Origin of the sequence: Methylobacterium sp. GC_Met_2, assembly GCF_026540795.1 — a bacterium.
GTDB lineage: Bacteria > Pseudomonadota > Alphaproteobacteria > Rhizobiales > Beijerinckiaceae > Methylobacterium.
The window spans coordinates 55,518-73,878 of sequence record NZ_JALNUM010000017.1; the positions used below are offsets into that span (position 1 = coordinate 55,518).

The following is an 18,361-nucleotide window of genomic DNA, read 5'->3' on the forward strand; positions in this document are numbered from 1 at the left end:
GCATTCTACCGGCGGACGCGTAGGGCGGTCGTCACGCGGCCCTCGGCGCCTTTACCGTGGACGGATGTGCCCGGCTTGCGGGCCGGGCTCCGCGGAGACTCAGCGCAATGCCCGCCAGAATCAGGCTGCCGCCGGCCACGATGCTGGCGCTGACCGGTTCGCCCAGGACGAAATGCGTGCTCAGGATCCCCGCCACCGGCACCAGGAGCGCGAAGGGCGTCACGGTGGCTGCGGGATAGCGCGTCAGGAGCCCGCTCCAGAGCCCGAAGGCCAGGAGCGTCGTCGGATAGGCTTGGAACGCGACCGAGCCAATCGCCGCCCAGCTTGGACGCGCCAAGGCCGCGAAGGCGGCCGGTCCCTCCACGATCAGCGACAGGGCCAGGAGCGGCGGCGTGGTGGCGAGGCTGCTCCAGACCATCAGCGCCAGCATATCGACGCGGCCGATTCGCTTCACGATGATGTTGGCGCTGGCCCAGCCCAAGGCCGCGCCGACCACCATCAGCAGCGGCCCGAGCGGAGCGTCGCCGCCCCGCTCGAGCGCAACGGCGGCGACGCCGAGGAGCGCGACCACGCCGCCTAGGACCTGAAGGGTGCGTCGGTGCTCGCCCAGCACGGCCCAGGCGAGCGCCACGGTGAACGGCACCTGGGTCTGGATCAGCAGCGAGGACAGGCCGGCCGGCATTCCGAGCCGGATCCCGGTCATCAGCAGCCCGAACTGGCCGACGCCGAGGGCCAAGCCGAACGCCGTGACCAAAAGGGCGGGCGCGTGGGGCGGCCGGATCACCAACACCGCCGGCACCGCCGCGAAGGCGAAGCGCAGGCTGCAGAGCGTCAGCGGCGGGACGGTTTCCAACCCGGCCTTGATGGCCACGAAGGCCAGCCCGAGGATCGTGACGACGAGGAGGGCGGCCAGCACGTCACGCAGCGTCATGGGCGGATCCTACGACCTCGTCCGCCCGATCACCACCGGCGCGTCGCCCGGGCAGATCGGCGCTCGTCGCGGCGGCCATTCAACAGGTCGATGGCATCGCCGATCCCCGGTCCGAAGGCATCCGCCACATCCTGGCGGGACAGGCCGATATCCTTCAATTCGCGCTCCGAAAGCGTCGAGAGCCGGTGCATCACGCGCCGGTTCATGGCCGCACGCGACAGGCCGGCTCGGATCTCCGCGGAGGCCTCGGCGATCGCCCGCGCCGCTCGAGCGATCCATGTGGGTCGGGCGGCGGCGCTCTGCGTGAGGCACTGGTCCATGATCCCCTCCTCCATGTCTCTGGGGTAGAGCGATCCTGGCCCAGCAGGACTGGCGGCAACAGGAACACTTCGGTACGGTTCTAACGAATTGTCCGGTCAGTCGAGCCGTACGGATGTCGGTCGCAGTCAGAAGCCCCGGGACGCGCGTCGAGGCGGTGGTCGGTGAGATCCGAGATCGGATCGCGGCCCGGCATCTGGTGCCCGGCGTCCGGATTCCCTCGGTGCGCGCCTTCGCGGACACGATGGGCGTCTCGAAATCCACCGTCGTGGAAGCCTACGAGCGGCTGGCCGCGGAAGGCGCCGTGGTGGCCCGGCCGGGCTCCGGCTTCTACGTCGCCGGCAAGACCCGGCCGCTCTCGCTCCAGGCGATGGGGTCGCAGCTCGACCGGATCGTCGATCCGCTCTGGATCACGCGGCAGGCGCAGCAGGCGGGTGCCGATCAGCTCAAGCCCGGGGCGGGGTGGCTGCCCGATTCGTGGATGCCCCACGAGGCGATCCGGCGGGGCCTGCGCCGGGTGGCCCTGGCCGATCTCGCTGAGATGACGAACTACGACCGGCCGCTCGGCTACGAGCCCCTGCGCCGCCAGATCGCCCGCAAGGTCGGCGAGAAGGGCGTCGGCACCGAGCCCGACCAGATCGTGCTGGTCGAATCAGCCACGCAGGCGCTCGACCTCGTCTGCCGCTTCCTGCTCCAGCCCGGCGACATCGTGCTGGTGGACGATCCCTGCTACTTCAATTTCTTGGCGCTGCTGCGCGCCCAGCGCGTCACGGTGGTCGGCGTGCCGATCACCCCGGAGGGGCCAGACCTGCGGGCGCTCGCAACCCTGCTGGAGCAGCACCGGCCGCGCTTCTACCTGACCAACGCCGCCCTCCAGAACCCGACGGGGGCGAGCCTCGCGCCGAATGTGGCGCACCGGGTCCTGAAACTGTGCGAGGCGCACGACACGCTGATCGTCGAGGACGAGATTTTCGGGGATCTCGAGCCTGACGCCGCGCCGCGTCTCGCGGGCTTCGACGGGCTGGAGCGGGTGATCCAGATCGGCAGCTTCTCCAAGACCCTGTCGGCCGCCGCGCGCTGCGGCTGGATTGCGCTCCGGGCCGACTGGGTCGAGCCGCTGGTCGATCTCAAGCTGGCGCTGAGCCTCGGCAACGGCCATATCACGGCGGCGCTGGTGCACGCGCTGATCTCCGAGGGGGCCTATCGGCGCCACCTCGCCGAGACCCGCCGCCGGCTTGCCTCCGCGATGGTGCAGGCCTCCGCGGAGCTGCGCGCCTGCGGCCTGGAGCCCTGGGCGCAGCCGCGGGGCGGGTTCTTCCTGTGGATGCGCCTGCCGGATGGGCGCAACGGCGCCGAGGTCGCCCGCCGGGCGCTGGCCCGCGGCATGGTGCTGGCGCCCGGGACGTCGTTCAGCCTGTCGGAAGCCTGGAACGGCTACATGCGCTTCAACGTCGCCCACTGCATCGACCCGCGCATCCGCCCGATCCTGCGCGAGACACTGCGCTAAACGGGTTTCCAAAGGGCGTGCCCTTTGGCGCGTCGTGAGGGCGGAGCCCGACAGAAGGGTTTTGCCCTTCACCCACGAAAGGTCCCGGACCTTTCGAAACCAGGACTTTGCCGATCAGGCCGGCAGGACCAGTTCAGCCCGGAGGCCGCCGAGGTCGGCGCGCCCGAGCGTCAGCCCGCCGCCGTAGAGTTCGGCCAGCTCCAGGGTGATGGGCAGCCCGAAGCCGTGGCCCGGCACGCCCTCGTCGAGGCGCCGGCCGCGGGCCATCACGGCCGCGGCGGCCTCGGCGTCGAGGCCCGGCCCGTCATCCTCCACCCGCACCCGAACCGCGCCATCCGCCGCAGCCGCCGAGACCTGCACCCGCCCCCGGCACCAGCGGCAGGCATTGTCCGCGAGGTTGCCGAGCATCTCGGCGAGGTCCTGGCCCTCGCACGACACCGTGAGGTCGTCCGGTACGGCCAGCGCGATCACCACGCCTTTCTCGGCGTAGAGCCGCACGAGCGCATCGCGCAAATCCGTGAACTGCGGCGCCAGGGGCGTGCGGGTCCGGGCCGAGCCCGCCAGCGCCGCCGCCCGGGCTCGGCGCAGATGGTGGCGGACCCGCCGGTCCATATCCTCAACCTCCCGTCGAAGCGCCCCGTCCGGATCGCGTGCCGGGGCGGCCAGGGCCATCGACAGGGTGGCGAGCGGCGTTTTCAGGGCGTGGGCGAGGTTGGCGACGTGACCCCGGGCGCGCTCGAGGTTCCGGGCGTTCTGGTCGAGGAGCGCGTTGAGTTCGGCCACCACGGGCGCGATCTCGGCGGGTTGCTCCGCCGGGACCCGTTCCCGTGTCCCGGCCCGCACCGCGGCGAGATCGGTCCGCAGGCGCTGCAGCGGCGCGAGGCCGAGGCGCACCTGGAACGCCAATCCGGCTAGCAGGCACAGGCCGAGGATCCCCAGCGCCAAAGCCAGGCTCGTCAGCGCCTCGCGCAGCGGCCCGTACAGCTCGCCCTCCGGGGCCGCCACCACGATCGTGGCGGGCTGAGTCCCCGGCAGGGTCAGGATGCGGGCGTAGAGCGGCTGGCCGCGGGGGCCCGTGCTCCAGGCGGGGTGCGGGCGGCCCGGATCGTCCTCCGGCCCGGGATCGGACAGGCGGATGTCGCCACCGCGCAGGGAGGCCGAGCGGGTCGTCTCGGGACCGCGGCGCACCTCCCAGGCCCAGCCGGGGCCGGGCCGGTCGAAGGGCGGCACATCGAGATTTTCCGGCAGGATCCCGGCTTCGAGCCCGGCCCGCAGGGCGACGATCTGGGCGTCCAGCCGGCCGTCGAGCTGCCCGCGCACGAACCGGTACAGGATCACCCCGATGGCGAGGCCGGCCACCACCAGGGCCGCGAGGACCAGCACCAGGGCGGCGCCGAGCAGGCGGGTCCGGAGCGAGCGGCGGGGTGTCGCTGCCGACATCAGGCGGGATCCGCGTGGAGCCGGTAGCCGTGCCCGCGCACGCTCTCGATCCGCGCCGGTGCGATCTTCCGGCGCAGGCGGGTGATGATCACCTCCACGGAGTTCGAATCGACATCCGCATCGCCCTCGTAGACCCGCTCGATCAGGTGCAGGCGCGGCACAACGGTCTCGTGGTTCAGCATCAGGCAGGACAGGACCCGCCATTCGAGACCGGTGAGCTTGAGCGGAAGGCCGTCCTGCTCGAAGGCGCCGAGTCCAGGGTCGAAGCTCAGCGGGCCGCAAGCGATCCGGCTGGCACCCCCGCCCTGCGACCGGCGCACCAGGGCGCGCAGGCGGATCACCAGCTCCTCCACGCGGACCGGCTTGACCAGGTAATCGTCCGCCCCGGCCTTGAACGCCGCGACCTTGTCGCTCCAGCCGTCGCGGGCGGTCAGCACCAGCACCGGCAGGGTCCGCCCGGCCGCGCGCCACGCCCGCAGGACCGAGACGCCGTCGCCCTTCGGCAGGCCGAGATCGAGCACGACCGCATCGTAACCCTCGGTCTCGCCGAGATGCTGGGCGTCCTCACCGGTGGCGGCGTGGTCGAGGACGAAGTTCTCCGCCCGCAGGACCTTGGCCACCTCGGCGGCGAGCGCCGCATCGTCTTCCACCAGCAGGATCTTCACCCGTCCATCCTCCGCGGCCCAGCTGAACCGCGCCCTCTGCTTGCACTAAGGTATTCAACCTAACATTTGGCAATATCGGCGCTCCCCACGATTCCGGCCTCGGCGCCGTCAGGGCCCTCGTCGAAAACGTCGATGCTCGGCTTCTCGACTCCGAATGCCTCGATCGTGAACAGGATAGACAAAAAATGATCATCCAAATCGACTTAACTCAATATAAAAGATTATCGATCGCAAATCAATAAACCTAGATCCTATAAACAGCCCCTTAAAAAAAATGCACTGACCTGAGCAAAATCCAAGAATAGTCGGTCTTTCTTGGGATCGCAGAAGGATGCGCAATAAATTTGAGATTTTTCATCATATTGTGCCCGAATCAACCCGATTGCCCTATGATGGGCGCTGAATCGCTGGCCTAAAGCTTGACCATAATAAAAATACAGCTGTGATCTATAGTTTAACGTGAAAAACGTCAAACTACCCTCGGATTTATGTCACCTTTCAATTTAATTGTTCTCTGCAAATCACAAACGTGAGTTTCCCCAATGCCGCACATTCGAATTGTCGATTATGTTGCAAATCAAGGAGGCGGGTTGCGCTTTGTTGTGGAGCTCGTGGGCAAACTTTTAAAAATACCGGGTCACAGTTTCGATTTGGTCAGTGGGGGGCAGGCGCTTGAACGATATATTGAAGTATTCAATGAGAAAAAAATTTCTATCCAGATCTTTAAGGACGAAATCGCACCGACCAAAGCCGCCAATGGTTCTCCTTTTCTGGTGCCGGACGTGGTCGGAGCGGACGCCGATCTTATCTGGTTGCCCTGGGCTCACCGGCATCTGATTTCGGAGTTACTCGCAAAGAAAACGGTTGCAACCATTCATGACGTCATTCTTCTCCGGCACCAAAATAAAATCATGCCTCTGCTGGATGAGTTCACCAGAAAGATCGTTGCTAGGATAATAGATGGCGAAACAGCTGTTTTATCACAATTATTAAACTGGCGCGTACCCATTGCGCTGAGTTCCCACAGTACCCAGACCGATCTTTTGACTCTTTTCGGCCAAGCCGGCCAGAGCAATCTCGTTCCACTTGCGGGAGACCACAAAGCATTAGAAACTGACAGCGTTGTTTCGTTGGTTGGCCTTCCCGATCGCTACATCATATGTCCGGCAACTGTCTTCCCGCATAAAAACCATATTGCCCTTATTACTGCGCTTGGCCGTTGTTCGAAAAGATTACCATTGATGTTAACGGGGCCTGGGACCTCCGAATTGCCAAAATCAACTTCGGGATATGGGGGGCATATCAATAGCGCTGTGGCTAATGCTGGCCTAGTCTGGGCAGAAGATGTTTGGGGTCTCGGCATGTTGCCAGATCCAATCTATGGTGCAGTGCTTCGCCGGGCCGAACTCCTGGTCATGCCTACGTTGGGAGAAGGGGGGGGGCAGTTTCCCCGTATCGGAGGCGCTAACGATAGGAGTTCCTGTTGCCTGTTCAGACATCCCCGTTATGCGTGAACATTTGTCGCGAATCGGCGGGAGTGCAATCTGGTTTGATCCTAATGATCCCGACGATATTTCTCGAAAAATTGAGACAGCGATCGCCCAAATTGACGATCTAAAATCTAAGGCGCGGATCGACCGCCATCGTCTGACCGATACCAATTGGGGCGAGGTGGCTCGCCACTATATAGCGTTATTCGAACGGCGCCTTGCTGATATTCGACGCCCTGCCCCCAATTTACCCGCGACCGCCCGCTTTTACGGGCAGTGGAAGCCACCGCAGGATGAATTGCTTTTTCGGCGTTACTTTAACGACATGCAAGAGCGCCCCGGGCATTTCATTGAATGTGGGGCCTTCGACGGTGTTAGTGAATCATCCGCACTGTTCTTTGAAGAAACCCTGGGTTGGACAGGCATAAACGTCGAGCCGTCCCCCGATGCTTTCAAATCGCTGTGTATCAATCGTCCGAGAGCAGTCAATGTTAACGCGGCTCTGTCCGACTGTGATGCGCGGTCGCTATTTCAACATGCAATTCATCCACATTACGGTCGTAATTTTGGCAATGGTTCATTGCATCATACGAAGAAGCATCTCGACGATCTGCTGGCGCAGGGATGCCGCTTTGAAGTATATGAAGTTGCCACACTGACCTATCGAACCTTGTTGAAGCAGCACCCATTGCCGCATGTCGATCTTTTCATTCTCGATGTAGAGGGCGCAGAAAATGCGGTGATTGATGGCATGAAAGATGCGCCAATTTTGCCGCGAGTGCTGTGTATAGAGTATGATCATGGCGATGTCTGGAAAATGATCCGAAATCTTGAGAAAATTGGATATCGGTATGATGGTCTAATACATAATAACGCGATATTCGTGCATGAGGCAGGTACTGGTTAAGTAGCCACAAGTCCGCAAGAAATTCAGCTTGACGGTTTGGATTTCGGGCAACTGAGTGAGACTGAATGATTAGTGCCTTTCACAAAACTCAAAATCACTGGGAGTTCTCCCTCTGGCCACGACAGCGCAGCGAGAATTTTTTGAGAGGCACTGATGCAGAGACAGTTTGCATTTGCGACCTCGGCCAAGCCCTTGACGTCACATGCGCTCCGGCTTCGCCCTGCGCGTCGGATCCCTTTAGGGGACGGCTTTAATAGGGGCTGAACCGGGCGGTTCAGTCCGGATTGTCTGCGGTTCCTTACGGAGAGGCATCGGATCGAACGGATCCGGTCGCTTTCATAAGGACGTGACTATCATGAGTGACGACGAGACCATAAACAGTTCAGCACACGAAGTCCGCGAGCCCAGGGCCGCGGCGCCGAGAACTCGGGTTGTCCTGCGGCGGACCTGGGTTCTGGCCGCCCTGGCGACGCCGCTGGCGCTTGGGGCCGTGGGCCTGTCCCTGGCGCAGGAGACGGCGTTCCAGCCGACGCCGGTCGAGCCGGTGGCGATTCAGGCGCTGGTCCCCTCCGGGGCGACCGGGGTCAAGGGTACGGTGACCGAGATCTTCGGCAACAAGTTCGTGGTCCAGGACCCGACCGGCCGTGCGCTGGTGGAGACCGGCCGCGCTGGCGAGGACGGCAAGCTCGTCGCCAGGGGCGAATCCGTCACGGTGCAGGGCCGGTTCGAGACAGGCTTCCTGCACGCCAGCGTGCTCACCCACGGAGACGGGCGCAAGGTCGTGCTCGGGCCGGCCGGCGGGCCGCCGATGGGGAGCCTCGACTGGGCCAAGGACCGGATCGGCCTTGGGCTGACGCTCGACCTCCCGGCCCTGACGGCCTCCGTGCAGGCGGCCGGCTACAGCGACGTGCGCGTCACCGGCCGCGGACCACGCCACCTCGACGTTGCCGCCAAGGACCAGGACGGGCGCGAGCATCAGCTCCATGTCGGCTTCGACGGGCAGGTCCGGGAGCTACCGGCGCGCGAGCGGCCCCCGGTGTAATCCCGCGCCGGGGCGGGATGGCATGCAACCCTTCCCGCCCTGCCGCGTCCTCCTGTCTTGAGAGCCAACAGGAGATACGCGTCGTGGAGCCGATGAAACCGATGAAGCCCATGGAACCCATGAAGGGCATGGAACCCATGAAGCCGATGGAGCCGATGAAGGGCATGGAGCCTTGGTGGCCGAAGGACCTCGGCGAGCCTGCGACCAGCGGCGCACAGAACGGGATGAAATACGCGTTCTTCCCCGACAAGCAGCGCCTGCTGATCGAACGCGACGGGCAGGTCTCGACCTACGACAGCGGCGACCATCGGATCGGTGGTGTGTCGCAGGCTGATGGGTCGTCGAAGACGCTGACCTTCTCCAGCGAGAATGGCGACGTGGATCTGGGCTCGCTCAAGAAGCTCGACTGAGCCCGGCGTGGACAGGCCGGGGCGGCGCCCTTAAGCCCGGCCCGGCCATGCGAGCCGCCCGACCCAGACCCCCGACGCCATGCGCGCGCTGATCGACCTCGTCCGCGCCATGCGGGCGCCCGACCGGCGGCGGCTTGCCCTGATCGCGCTGGGCCTCGCGGTGGCGGCGGTGCTGGAGGTGGTCGGCGTCGCCGCAGTGATCCCGTTCCTGACGCTGGTGGGCGACCCCTCGGCGGCGACCCGGATCCCCTATCTGGTCCATACGCGGGCTTTCCTCGGCCTCGCCGACGAGCGCAGCTTCCTGCTGGTCACCGGCGGCGCGGCGCTGGCGGCGATCCTCGTCACCGCCCTGGTGAATGCCGGGCTGACCTACGCCCAGCTTCGGTTCACTCATCTGGCCGGCTACGGCTTCAGCCGGCGCCTGCTGTTTCGCTATCTCGATCGGGAGCGCCTGTTCTTCACGCAGGCCAACAGCGCCGAGCTCGCCAAGAACGTGCTGTCCGAGACCGACCGCCTCGTGGTCGGCGCCCTGACGCCCGCCACCGTGCTGGCCTCGCGGGCGAGTTCGGCGCTCGCCGTGATCGCCTTCCTGCTGGTCTACGCGCCGCAGCTCGCGCTGATCCTCGGGGGCGGCTTCGGCGGGCTCTATGTCGGGATCTACCTCGTGATGCGCGCCCGCCTCGCCCGCCTCGGCGCGCGCACGGTGGCCGACAACGAGGCCCGCTTCCGGCTCGTGCACGAGACCTTCGGAGCACTCACCGAGCTGAAGCTCTACGGGCGTGCCGAGGCCTTCGCGGCCCGGTTCGACGCCCCGGCCCGCGCCTACGCGGCCGCCACCGCGGCGAGCCTGCTCACCGGGCAGATGCCGCGCTTCGTCATCGAGGCGCTCGCCTTCGGCGGTGTGATCGTGGTGGTGCTGTTCGCCCTCGCCCAGGGGCTCGACGTGGCCGGCATCCTGCCGCTGCTCGGGCTGTTCGCCTTCGCGGGCTACCGGATGCTGCCAGCCTTCCAGAACATCTTCACCTCGGTGGCGCTGATGCGCTTCACCCTGCCGGCGGTGCGGGTGATCGTCGACGAACTCGCTCTGGAACGTGCCACCCTGCCCCGCACCACGGAGCGCCTGCCGTTCACGCAGGCGATCCGCCTGGAGGGCGTCGGCTTCGATTACGGCACCGGCCGCCCAGCGCTGGCGGGGATCGATCTGACGATCCCGGTCAACACCACAATCGGCCTCGCCGGGCGGACCGGTTCGGGCAAGTCGACGCTGGCCGGCCTGATCCTCGGGGTCCTGAGCCCCGGCGCGGGGCGGATCACGGTGGACGGCCGCGTCCTCGATCCCGCCACGCTCCCGGCGTGGCAGAACCGCATCGGCTACGTGCCGCAGGACGTATTCCTGGTTGACGGGACCGTCGCCGAGAACATCGCGCTCGGCGTGGATGCGCCGGACCGCGCTGCCGTCGAGCGGGCGGCGCAGCTTGCGGGCGCCCACGACTTCATCGCCGCTTTGCCTCACGGCTATGGCGCGCGGGTCGGCGAGCGCGGGGCGCGGCTCTCGGGCGGCCAGCGCCAGCGTCTCGGCATCGCCCGGGCGCTCTATCACGACCCCGACGTGATCGTGTTCGACGAGGCGACCTCGGCCCTCGACGAAGAGACGCAGGGCGCGGTGATGCGGGCGCTGCGGGCTCTATCGGGCCGGCGGACGCTGATCCTGATCGCCCATCGGCTCTCGACCCTGGAGGGCGCCGACGCGGTGCACGTGCTGGAGGCGGGGCGGCTGGTCGCCTCCGGGCCGCCCGAGGCGGTGCTGCCGGGCCTCGGCACGGCGGCGTGACGACGCCCCTTGCGTCCTGGCCCACCTCCGTTACCTCGGCTCCAAAGCATGACCGGGAGACCACCGTGAGCACGCGCATCGAGCTGAGGGCAGCGGACGGCACCACGGCGACGCTCGCCACCCACGGCGCCGAGCCGGTTTCCTGGCGGGTCGGCGGGACCCAGTACCTCTGGAGCGGCGATCCGGCCCATTGGAACCGCCATGCTCCTTGGCTCTTCCCGGTGGTCGGTGCCTCGGCAAGCGGGCAGGTGAAGGTCGGGTCCGAAAGCTACCCGATGGGCCAGCACGGCTTCGCCCGGGACCTGCCCTTCACGGTGGTGGAGCAAAGCGTCGATGCGGTGACCCTGCGCCTGACCGACGGGCCGGAGACCCGGGCGCATTATCCCTTCGCGTTCCGGCTCGACGTCACTGCCCGGGTGCGCCCGGCGGCCCTCGACTTCGACGTGACCGTCGCCAATCCGGGCGACACGCCCCTGCCCTACGCGCTCGGGTTCCACCCGGCCTTCCCGTGGCCCTTCGCGGGCGGGACGCGGGCGAAGGATGGCGGCTACGCGGTTGTCTTCGAGCATCCGGAGCAGCCGTTCGCCCCCCAGGTCGGCCCCGGCGGCCTGCTGCTGCGCGCGGAGCAGCCGATTCCCCTCTCCGGCGACACGCTGCCCCTCGATCCGGCGCTCTTCACCGAGGCCTTCGTGTTTCGGAACGCCCGCAGCCGCGCGATGCGCTTCACCGGGCCGGATAAGGCGATCCGCATGGACATGGCGGATTTCCCGCATCTCGCGGTCTGGACCAAGCCTACGGCACCCTTTCTCTCGCTCGAATGCTGGACGGGCTACGCCGACTGGGCCGATTTTTCCGGCGACCTGACCGAGCGGGATTCTCAGCGCCTCCTGCCACCCGGGGCGGAGGCGCGCCACGGCGTCCGCCTGACCCTGGACGTGTGAGGGTTGCGCGTCTGGGTGGCACGGCCGGAACCGGGCGCGACGCGGACCGGCGCGGCTCTGGCGGCGCGCGGCCACGCGTCGCTCGTGGCCCCGGTCCTGGCGGTGCGGCCGACCGGGGAACGGCCGCCCGACGGCCCGTTCGATGCGCTGCTGCTGACCAGCGCCAACGCAATGCCAGCCTTGTGGGGCGCCGCGTCGCTGCGGGGGCTGCCGGTCTTCGCGGTCGGCGCGCGCACGGCGGCGCTGGCGGCAGACGCCGGGTTCGGTCCGGTGCACGCGGGGCCCGGCGATGCCGCCGGCCTCGCCACCCTGGCGCGTCGGATCCTCGCGCCCGGAGCGCACCTGCTCCACGCGGCCGGGGCCGAGCGGAAGCCGGAGCCTGCGGCGACGCTTGCGGCGGCCGGGTTCCGGGTCGCGATTTTCGTAGCCTACGCGGCGGAGGCCCTGCCGGCCCTGCCCGATTCGGTCGACCGCGCATTCGCCGACGGAAACCTCGACGCCGCCTTGCATTACTCCCGGCGCAGCGCCGCGATCGCCCACGCTTTGGCGGAAGACGCCGGCCACGGCGGAGCTTTCCGCCGCCTGAGGCATTACTGCCTGTCGGCGGACGTTGCCGCACCCCTGGAAGCGGCGGGTGTTCCGGTCCATTTCGTCGCGGCGTGTCCGCGGGAAACGGACATGCTGGACGCTCTCGCGCCGCCGCCTGGCCCGGCGTGCGGTGACAGGGAGGCCGGGCCGCCGTATCTCGCCCTCGCGCCAAGGGCCGGGGCGGTGCTAGGGGGGCGCGGCGACGCCGAAGAGTTGGAGGACTTGCCCGTGACGCCACCACCCAGCGACGCCGACAAGCCCGGATCCGGCGGCCGCAGACCGGATCCTGCGCCCGCCAAGCCCGGGCAGACCAATCCGTCCGGCGTCGAGACCCGGCCCGGTGCGTCCGCGGCCGGCGCAACCGGAGGCGCGAAGCCGAGCCCGTCGGGGCCGAGCGCGAGCCCACCGCAGCCTTCCGGTGCGACGCCCAGGCCTGCGACCGAGCCGGTCGTCGCCGCCAAGCCTGGAACGAGCGACGCGAAGCCCGAGGCTGGCAAGCCGGCTTCGGCTCCGGACGGCGCCAAGCCATCCACCGGTCCGGCCGCGCAGCCGAGCGCCGTTAAGCCCGATGTCGTAAAGACTGAAGCGACCGGGATGACCCCGCCCAAGGATGCGTCCGGCAAGCCCGAAACCAACCCGTCAAACACGCCGAAGCCAGGCTTTGCCCCGGCGCCGGAAGCCGCGAAGATGGCCGCCGCATCGGCTTCCGCTGCGACCGCGTCCAAGACGGGCGCGACCAGTGCCGCGTCCGGCAAGCCGGAGGCTGCGCGGACCGAGCCGCCGAAGCCCGGCCAGCCGGGCGCGGGTCAGCAGCCGGGTTCCGGGCCGCAGGCCGGATCCCGTCCGGGCGGAGCATCCACGGGTGCCGCCGGCACCGTAAGCGCCGGTACGGTCACGGCCGGTCCGATCCTCGACATGAAGGCCAAGCGTGTCCCCGATCCGCCCGCCCCCAGCAAGGGGCCGGGTCCGGAGGTGAAGACGGGTGGCAAGGAGTCGCCGAAGGAGTCCGTGAAGGGTCCGATCCCGGGTGTCGCCGCCAGCACCACGGCGGCCGCTCCAGCGGCCCGGGCGCGGGCCGGGTTCGGCTCACTCGCGACCGCGGGCCTGCTCGGTGGCGTGATCGGCGCGGGGCTCCTGTTCGGCGCCGAGACGGCCGGGCTCGGACCCGATCCGCGTCTCAACGCCCTCGATCAGAAGCTGACCGGGCAGATCGCGGCCCTTGGCACTCGTCTGGACGGGCTCGCGCCCCGGGATGCCGTGTACGCCCTCGACAAGCGGATCGGTACTGCTGAAACGACGGCCAAGCAGGCCCTCGACAAGGCGGGAAGCGCCCCTGCGCCGGCTGCTTCCGCTCCGGATGGCTCCGCCTCTGGTTCGGCGCCGGCGGTGCCGGCCGATCTGGCGGCGCGCCTCGACAATCTCGATCAGCGCGTGGCCGCGCTCCAAGAGGAGCCCGGCCGCGAACAGCCGGCGGATTCCAAGCTCGGCGCGGTCCAGGATAACGGCAAGCAACTTGTCGATCTCGATGCCCGTCTGAAGGCGCTGGAGTCGAACGGGGCTGACGCGGACGCCTCCAAGAAACTCGCTGCGCTGCAGGGCGAGGTCGAGCAGAAGACCAAGGCGAATGCCGACGCGGATGCCGCCCTCGGCCAGCGCCTCGACGCGCTCCAGCAGACCCTCGAAGGCCGGGTGAAGGCCGCCACCGAGGCGGTTCAGGCTGCCATGCAGGCGAGCCGCACCGCCGCCGAGGCGGGTCAGACCCAGGCTGCGGAAGCCACGAAGGCGGTCGACCGCCGGCTTCAGGAGCAGGCCGACAAGATCGCCGCGCTGGACAAGAGCGTGGCGCAGCGGGCTCAGACCGCCACCGTCCAGGCGGCCCTGCGGGTGGTCGTCGCCGACCGCGTGGCCTCGGCGCTCGAATCCGGATCGGCCTACGCCGAGCCGCTTGCGAGCCTACGCAAGCTCGATCCCGCGACCGACGCGCAGGCCAAGGCGCTCGCCCCCTTCGCGGAAACCGGTGCACCCACGGCTTCTCAGTTGGCGGACGCGTTCCGGCCGGTCGCCGAGCGAATCGCCGCCAAGCGGCGGGCGCAGCAGTCCAAGATGGCCGCCGAGAGCGGCGATTTCCGCGCCAAGCTCCTGAGCATGGCCGATGGCCTCGTTCAGGTGCGCAAAGCCGATGCCCCGGCCCCGGAAGCTGCCGATCAGCCGGAGGCGAAGGTCCAGGCGGCCCTCGATCGCGCCGACCTCCCGGCGGCTGCCATGGCCTTTGCGGCGCTGCCGGCCGAGGCACGGGACGAGGCCGGCGACTTCGGCGCCAAGCTCAAGGCGCGGGCCGAGGCCGAACAGGCTGCGCGGACGCTCATCGGAAACGCCTTCCAGGCGCTGCCAACCGGCGAAGGCTCTGGCGCATCTGCATCCACCCCCGCGCCCGGCCGCTAAGACGGTGACGGCGTCAAGCCGCGCGTCGCGCGGCCGCAACTCCTCCGGGCGGGCGTGCAGGCGCCCCGCCCCTCCCGCACTGAGCGACGGTCGCCGCGCGGCCGTCGATAGGAGACACTGACCCCATGTGGCGCGCCCTCGCCTTCCTGGCCCTGCTCGCACTCGCCGCCTTCGGGGCGGTCTGGATCGCCGACAGGCCCGGCACCGTCACCGTCGTGTGGAACGGCTACCAGATCGGAACCAGCTTGGCGGTGGCCCTCGTCGGGGTGATCGCCGCGGCCATCGTGCTGGGGCTTTTCTGGGCGGTCGTGCGCGGCGTGATCGGCCTACCGGAAGCCCTGGTCCGCGGCTCCGCCGAGCGGCGCCGGACCAAGGGCCTCTCCGCTCTGTCCCGCGGCATGGTGGCGGTCGGCTCGGGCGATCCGCTGGCCGCCCGCCGGTACGCTGGAGACGCCGAGCGCTTGCTGGGCACCGAGCCGCTGACCCTCCTGCTCAAGGCGCAGGCGGCTCAGATCTCCGGCGACCGGGACGCCGCCGAAAGCGCCTTCCAGCGCATGGTCGACGACCCCGAGACCCGGGTCCTGGGTCTCCGCGGCCTGTTCGTGGAGGCCCGTCGCCGGGAGGACGAGACGTCCGCCCGCGCCTACGCCACCGAGGCCGCCCGCCTCGCCCCGAGCGTAACCTGGGCCAACGAGGCCTTGCTGGAGGCCCAGAGCACCGACGGCGACTGGGGCGCGGCCCTGGAGACCATCGAGCGCCGCTCCTCGCTCGGGTTGATCGACAAGGCGACCGCCCGGCGTCAGCGGGCCGTCCTGTTGACCGCGATCGCGGGCGAGCGCGAGGCCGGCGAGCCGGAGGTCGCCACCGAGCGCGCGCTCCAGGCCGTCAAGCTGGCCCCGGACCTCGTCCCGGCCGCCTGCATCGCCGGCCGGCTGCTGGCCCGCCGCGGCGATTTCAAGAAGGCGGCCCGCATTGTCGAAGCGGCCTGGAAGGCCAACCCCCATCCCGACCTCGCCAAGGTCTATCTCGGCCTGCGGACCGGCGACTCGGTCCGTGACCGCCTCGCCCGGGCTGAGGTCCTGGCGAAGCTGTCAGTCTGGGATCCCGAGTCGCGGCTTGCCCTCGGTCAGGCCGCCCTGGACGCACGCGATTACAAGCGGGCCCGAGAGGCCGTGAAGCCGCTCCTCACCGACCGTCCGACCGCGCGGTCCTGCCTTATGATGGCCGCGATCGAAGAGGCCGAGCACGGCATCAATTCCGGCCAAGCCCGCGAATGGTTGGCCCGCGCCGCCCGCGCCCCGCGCGACCGGATCTGGATCGCCGACGGAATCGCCTCCGAGACCTGGGCGCCGGTCTCGCCGGTCAGCGGCCGCGTGGATGCGTTCACGTGGCAGGAGCCGCCGAACACCCTGGCCTCTCCCGCCGTGGTCGAGCCAAACGCGGAGCGCGCCGATGCGCCCGCGCCCGTCCTGGTCCCCGCTGCTCCGAGCAATGACAGTCCTGCCCCGTCGCGGCCGAGCGTGACGAGATCGGACGTCGTCGTGGCGCGCGGCATCGCTCCGGCACCCGGAACGGAGCCCAAGACCACCGGGCCGGACCCGGTCTCAGCCGGGATGACGGCGGCCGCGCTGCCGGCCTCCAAGGTCGCCGAGCGCGGGGTGCTCAAGACCGGCTGATCGCCCACGGGCGGGCTCGGTGAAAGACAAAATTGGTGGTGCAAGTCTTGTATCGGGGCTTGCGGCCCGAGTGTCCCGCGCGCAAGCGTCTGTACTCGTGCGTCAAGACCGTCATGCCGTGGTGGCGCGCCGCTTCCGACCCCGGGGACCCGATCATCCGCCTTCTCATGCCCGCCTCGGATACGCCGCCGGCTCGGTCGATCCCGAACCCCGCACAGCAAACCGGGGGGCGGCCCTAATGATTCTTGAGGATGACGGCGAGCCGCGGCGGCAGGTCGGAGCCCTTCCGTTCCGGTTCGGGCGGGACGGCAACCAGAAGGTCCTGCTCGTGACGTCGCGGGAGAGCCGGCGCTGGGTGATCCCGAAGGGTTGGCCGATGAAGGGGCGCAAGCCGTTCGAGGCTGCGGCCCGCGAGGCCTACGAGGAGGCCGGGCTGCGCGGAGCAATCGGCAAGCGGCCGATCGGTCACTACCTCTACCAGAAGCGCCTGAAGAACCTCGACGCCGTCCAGTGCCAGGTGAAGGTCTTCCCGCTCAAGGTTCGCAAGCAGCTCAAGCACTTCCCCGAGGAGAATCAGCGCGACCTGCGCTGGTTCACGCCCGCGGAGGCCGCCGAGGCGGTCGCCGAGCCGGGGCTTGCCGCCCTGATCCGCGCCGCCTGCCGCTGGTAAAACCTCCGGATGCGGCGTTGCCAACGCGGCGGCGATCCGTTATGGCCCCACTCGACCGGACGGACACGCCCCCCGCAGGGGCGCCCCGGACACCGGCTGCGGTAGCTCAGTGGTAGAGCACTTCATTGGTAATGAAGAGGTCGAGAGTTCAATCCTCTCTCGCAGCACCATTTTCACCAATCATCATCGACGCTTGACGGCATAGGCTCCATCGGAGTCTGAGCCCCAGACTGTCACGTCTGCATCGCCGCACCAGCGTTTGGCCCGGGCTGCTTCCCGAGACTGATCAAAGTCCGGCCCAGGCCGCGTGAACGGGACCGGTTGCTGTATCGGGCTTCGATGCCCCGATGAAGATCACCACCGGGCCGTGGGCGGCGCGACGGGGATCGTAGAAGTCCAGTAGGCCCGGGTTGATCCGCTGGAGGAAGTCCGGGGACCGGCCGCTCAGGCGCAGCAGATGGTCGATCACCACCTGATCGCCGTGCACGGCGTTCGGCACCGGGCCGCAGGAGCCCGGACTCATCCAGTGCTCCGGATCGGCCGCGAAGGTCGTGTAGAGGTCGGCGAGTTCGTCGCCGGACCAGCGCAGCAGCGCGCTCGAGAGGCGGCCCACATGGAAATAATCCTCCATGGCGGCTAGGCCCGGCTCGGCCAGGGCGTCGGCTGGGCCAGTCAGGACGGTGTCGAGATCGCACAGGAGCGTCGGCCCTCTGCTGAGGCCGGGGCGGAACGCCTCCATCTTGGCCCACCAGATCGGCCAGTCGTGACGAAGCGGCACCGTTTCCACGCCCGGGACGGTCACGGGCAGATCCGTGAGGCAGAGCATGCGCTCGAAGACCGGGGCGTGGCGGCGGATCCCGGCCGCGAGACGGGCGACCCAGGTCGCGTCGTAGCGCCCGCCGCTCTTCAACACCGTGATCAGCGTGGCCATGATGTCAGCGTTCCTGCGGGGCTGGCGGATGCACGCGGATGCGTCCGGCCGCCTCGGCAGCGGCGAACCACGCGCGCTCTGCGGACCAAGGATGGCCGGGCCAGCCGGCGAATCCGAAGCCATAGGCCTGCGCCGGCTTTGCGTGCGCGGGGCGGCCGAGCAGCAGCGCCAGCGTCACGAGGAAGCCGGTACTCGGGTTCGGCGTCCCTGATGTCCAGGGCGCGAGCCCGGCCTGCGCCTGCGCGTGCAAGAACTCGGGCAGGAGGTGGATCGGGCGGCCCAGCGGCTGCAGCAGCGTCAGCATCTCCCGGGTCCAGCAGATCGGCTCCGGCACGTTGTGCGCCGCCGGCAGGATCGGGAAGGGCAGGATGAAGGCCTGCGCCGCGCGGACGACTGGACGCTCCAGGAAGCCCCGGTCGGCCAGCCATTCCCGCGCCTGGCCGCCGCGATTGACCAAAGCGAGATGCGTGACGCGGCATCCGGTCCCGTCGCCGAAGCCCAAGGCATTGTTGAACCGCACCACACAGCCCGCCGCATCGATCGCCGGTCCGGTCGCGCCGATCCCAGGCGCG

Annotated in this window: 16 protein-coding genes and 1 tRNA gene; 11 read left to right on the top strand and 6 right to left on the bottom strand. The window is 68.6% G+C overall.

Annotated features, from left to right (window positions below):
- Positions 1 to 31 precede the first annotated feature (31 nt).
- Together OXS49_RS08955 and OXS49_RS08960 are read right to left on the bottom strand one after the other, a co-directional pair.
- Complete coding sequence (locus OXS49_RS08955) at positions 32 to 931, bottom strand: EamA family transporter (RefSeq protein WP_267423625.1); 900 nt, start codon at positions 929 to 931, stop codon at positions 32 to 34.
- Between the two features lie 29 nt (positions 932 to 960).
- Positions 961 to 1,251, bottom strand: a complete 291-nt coding sequence (locus tag OXS49_RS08960) for a DUF1127 domain-containing protein (protein ID WP_267423627.1) — start codon at positions 1,249 to 1,251, stop codon at positions 961 to 963.
- Between the two features lie 113 nt (positions 1,252 to 1,364).
- On the opposite strand from OXS49_RS08960, the gene OXS49_RS08965 reads away from it, so the two are divergent.
- A complete protein-coding gene (locus OXS49_RS08965) occupies positions 1,365 to 2,756 on the top strand; it encodes a PLP-dependent aminotransferase family protein (protein ID WP_267423629.1) in 1,392 nt (463 codons plus the stop codon).
- A 114-nt stretch (positions 2,757 to 2,870) separates the two neighbouring features.
- Here OXS49_RS08965 and OXS49_RS08970 read toward each other — a convergent pair whose 3' ends face one another.
- Together OXS49_RS08970 and OXS49_RS08975 are read right to left on the bottom strand one after the other, a co-directional pair.
- A complete protein-coding gene (locus OXS49_RS08970; RefSeq protein WP_267423631.1) occupies positions 2,871 to 4,196 on the bottom strand; it encodes a sensor histidine kinase in 1,326 nt (441 codons plus the stop codon).
- Positions 4,196 to 4,861, bottom strand: coding sequence for a response regulator transcription factor (locus OXS49_RS08975; RefSeq protein ID WP_267423633.1), 666 nt, complete (start codon positions 4,859 to 4,861; stop codon positions 4,196 to 4,198). Before OXS49_RS08975 ends, OXS49_RS08970 begins: the two co-directional genes overlap by 1 nt.
- A 542-nt stretch (positions 4,862 to 5,403) precedes the next feature.
- Here OXS49_RS08975 and OXS49_RS08980 point away from each other — a divergent pair.
- The 10 genes from OXS49_RS08980 (at position 5,404) to OXS49_RS09025 (ending at position 17,028) form a co-directional block, all read left to right on the top strand.
- Entirely contained in the window at positions 5,404 to 6,375 is a 972-nt protein-coding gene (locus OXS49_RS08980; RefSeq protein WP_267423635.1) for a hypothetical protein, read from the top strand.
- Complete coding sequence (locus OXS49_RS08985) at positions 6,368 to 7,258, top strand: FkbM family methyltransferase (protein WP_267423637.1); 891 nt, start codon at positions 6,368 to 6,370, stop codon at positions 7,256 to 7,258. The genes OXS49_RS08980 and OXS49_RS08985 overlap by 8 nt, the downstream gene beginning before the upstream one ends.
- A 355-nt stretch (positions 7,259 to 7,613) precedes the next feature.
- Entirely contained in the window at positions 7,614 to 8,300 is a 687-nt protein-coding gene (locus OXS49_RS08990) for a DNA-binding protein (protein ID WP_267423639.1), read from the top strand.
- A gap of 92 nt (positions 8,301 to 8,392) precedes the next feature.
- A complete protein-coding gene (locus tag OXS49_RS08995; RefSeq protein WP_267423655.1) occupies positions 8,393 to 8,710 on the top strand; it encodes a hypothetical protein in 318 nt (105 codons plus the stop codon).
- Between the two features lie 79 nt (positions 8,711 to 8,789).
- On the top strand, positions 8,790 to 10,541 hold the full coding sequence (locus OXS49_RS09000; protein ID WP_267423641.1) for an ABC transporter ATP-binding protein: 1,752 nt from the start codon (positions 8,790 to 8,792) through the stop codon (positions 10,539 to 10,541).
- 65 nt (positions 10,542 to 10,606) lie between these two features.
- The gene (locus tag OXS49_RS09005) at positions 10,607 to 11,482 is read left to right on the top strand and encodes an aldose 1-epimerase family protein (RefSeq protein WP_267423643.1); all 876 of its coding nucleotides are present in this window, start codon (positions 10,607 to 10,609) and stop codon (positions 11,480 to 11,482) included.
- Positions 11,483 to 11,497: 15 nt separating this feature from the next.
- Positions 11,498 to 14,512 (top strand): uroporphyrinogen-III synthase, encoded by a 3,015-nt coding sequence (locus tag OXS49_RS33610; RefSeq protein WP_346016940.1) that lies wholly within the window; start codon positions 11,498 to 11,500, stop codon positions 14,510 to 14,512.
- A gap of 125 nt (positions 14,513 to 14,637) precedes the next feature.
- Positions 14,638 to 16,188, top strand: a complete 1,551-nt coding sequence (locus OXS49_RS09015; RefSeq protein ID WP_267423645.1) for a heme biosynthesis HemY N-terminal domain-containing protein — start codon at positions 14,638 to 14,640, stop codon at positions 16,186 to 16,188.
- 238 nt (positions 16,189 to 16,426) lie between these two features.
- Positions 16,427 to 16,858, top strand: a complete 432-nt coding sequence (locus OXS49_RS09020) for an NUDIX hydrolase (protein ID WP_267423647.1) — start codon at positions 16,427 to 16,429, stop codon at positions 16,856 to 16,858.
- 95 nt (positions 16,859 to 16,953) lie between these two features.
- Positions 16,954 to 17,028, top strand: a tRNA-Thr gene (locus OXS49_RS09025).
- 116 nt (positions 17,029 to 17,144) lie between these two features.
- Here OXS49_RS09025 and OXS49_RS09030 read toward each other — a convergent pair.
- Together OXS49_RS09030 and OXS49_RS09035 are read right to left on the bottom strand one after the other, a co-directional pair.
- Positions 17,145 to 17,789: a hypothetical protein gene (locus OXS49_RS09030; protein WP_244004183.1), complete on the bottom strand. Its 645-nt coding sequence runs from the start codon at positions 17,787 to 17,789 to the stop codon at positions 17,145 to 17,147.
- 4 nt (positions 17,790 to 17,793) lie between these two features.
- Positions 17,794 to 18,361 (bottom strand): hypothetical protein (locus OXS49_RS09035; RefSeq protein ID WP_267423651.1); only part of this gene is annotated, 568 nt, incomplete at its 5' end.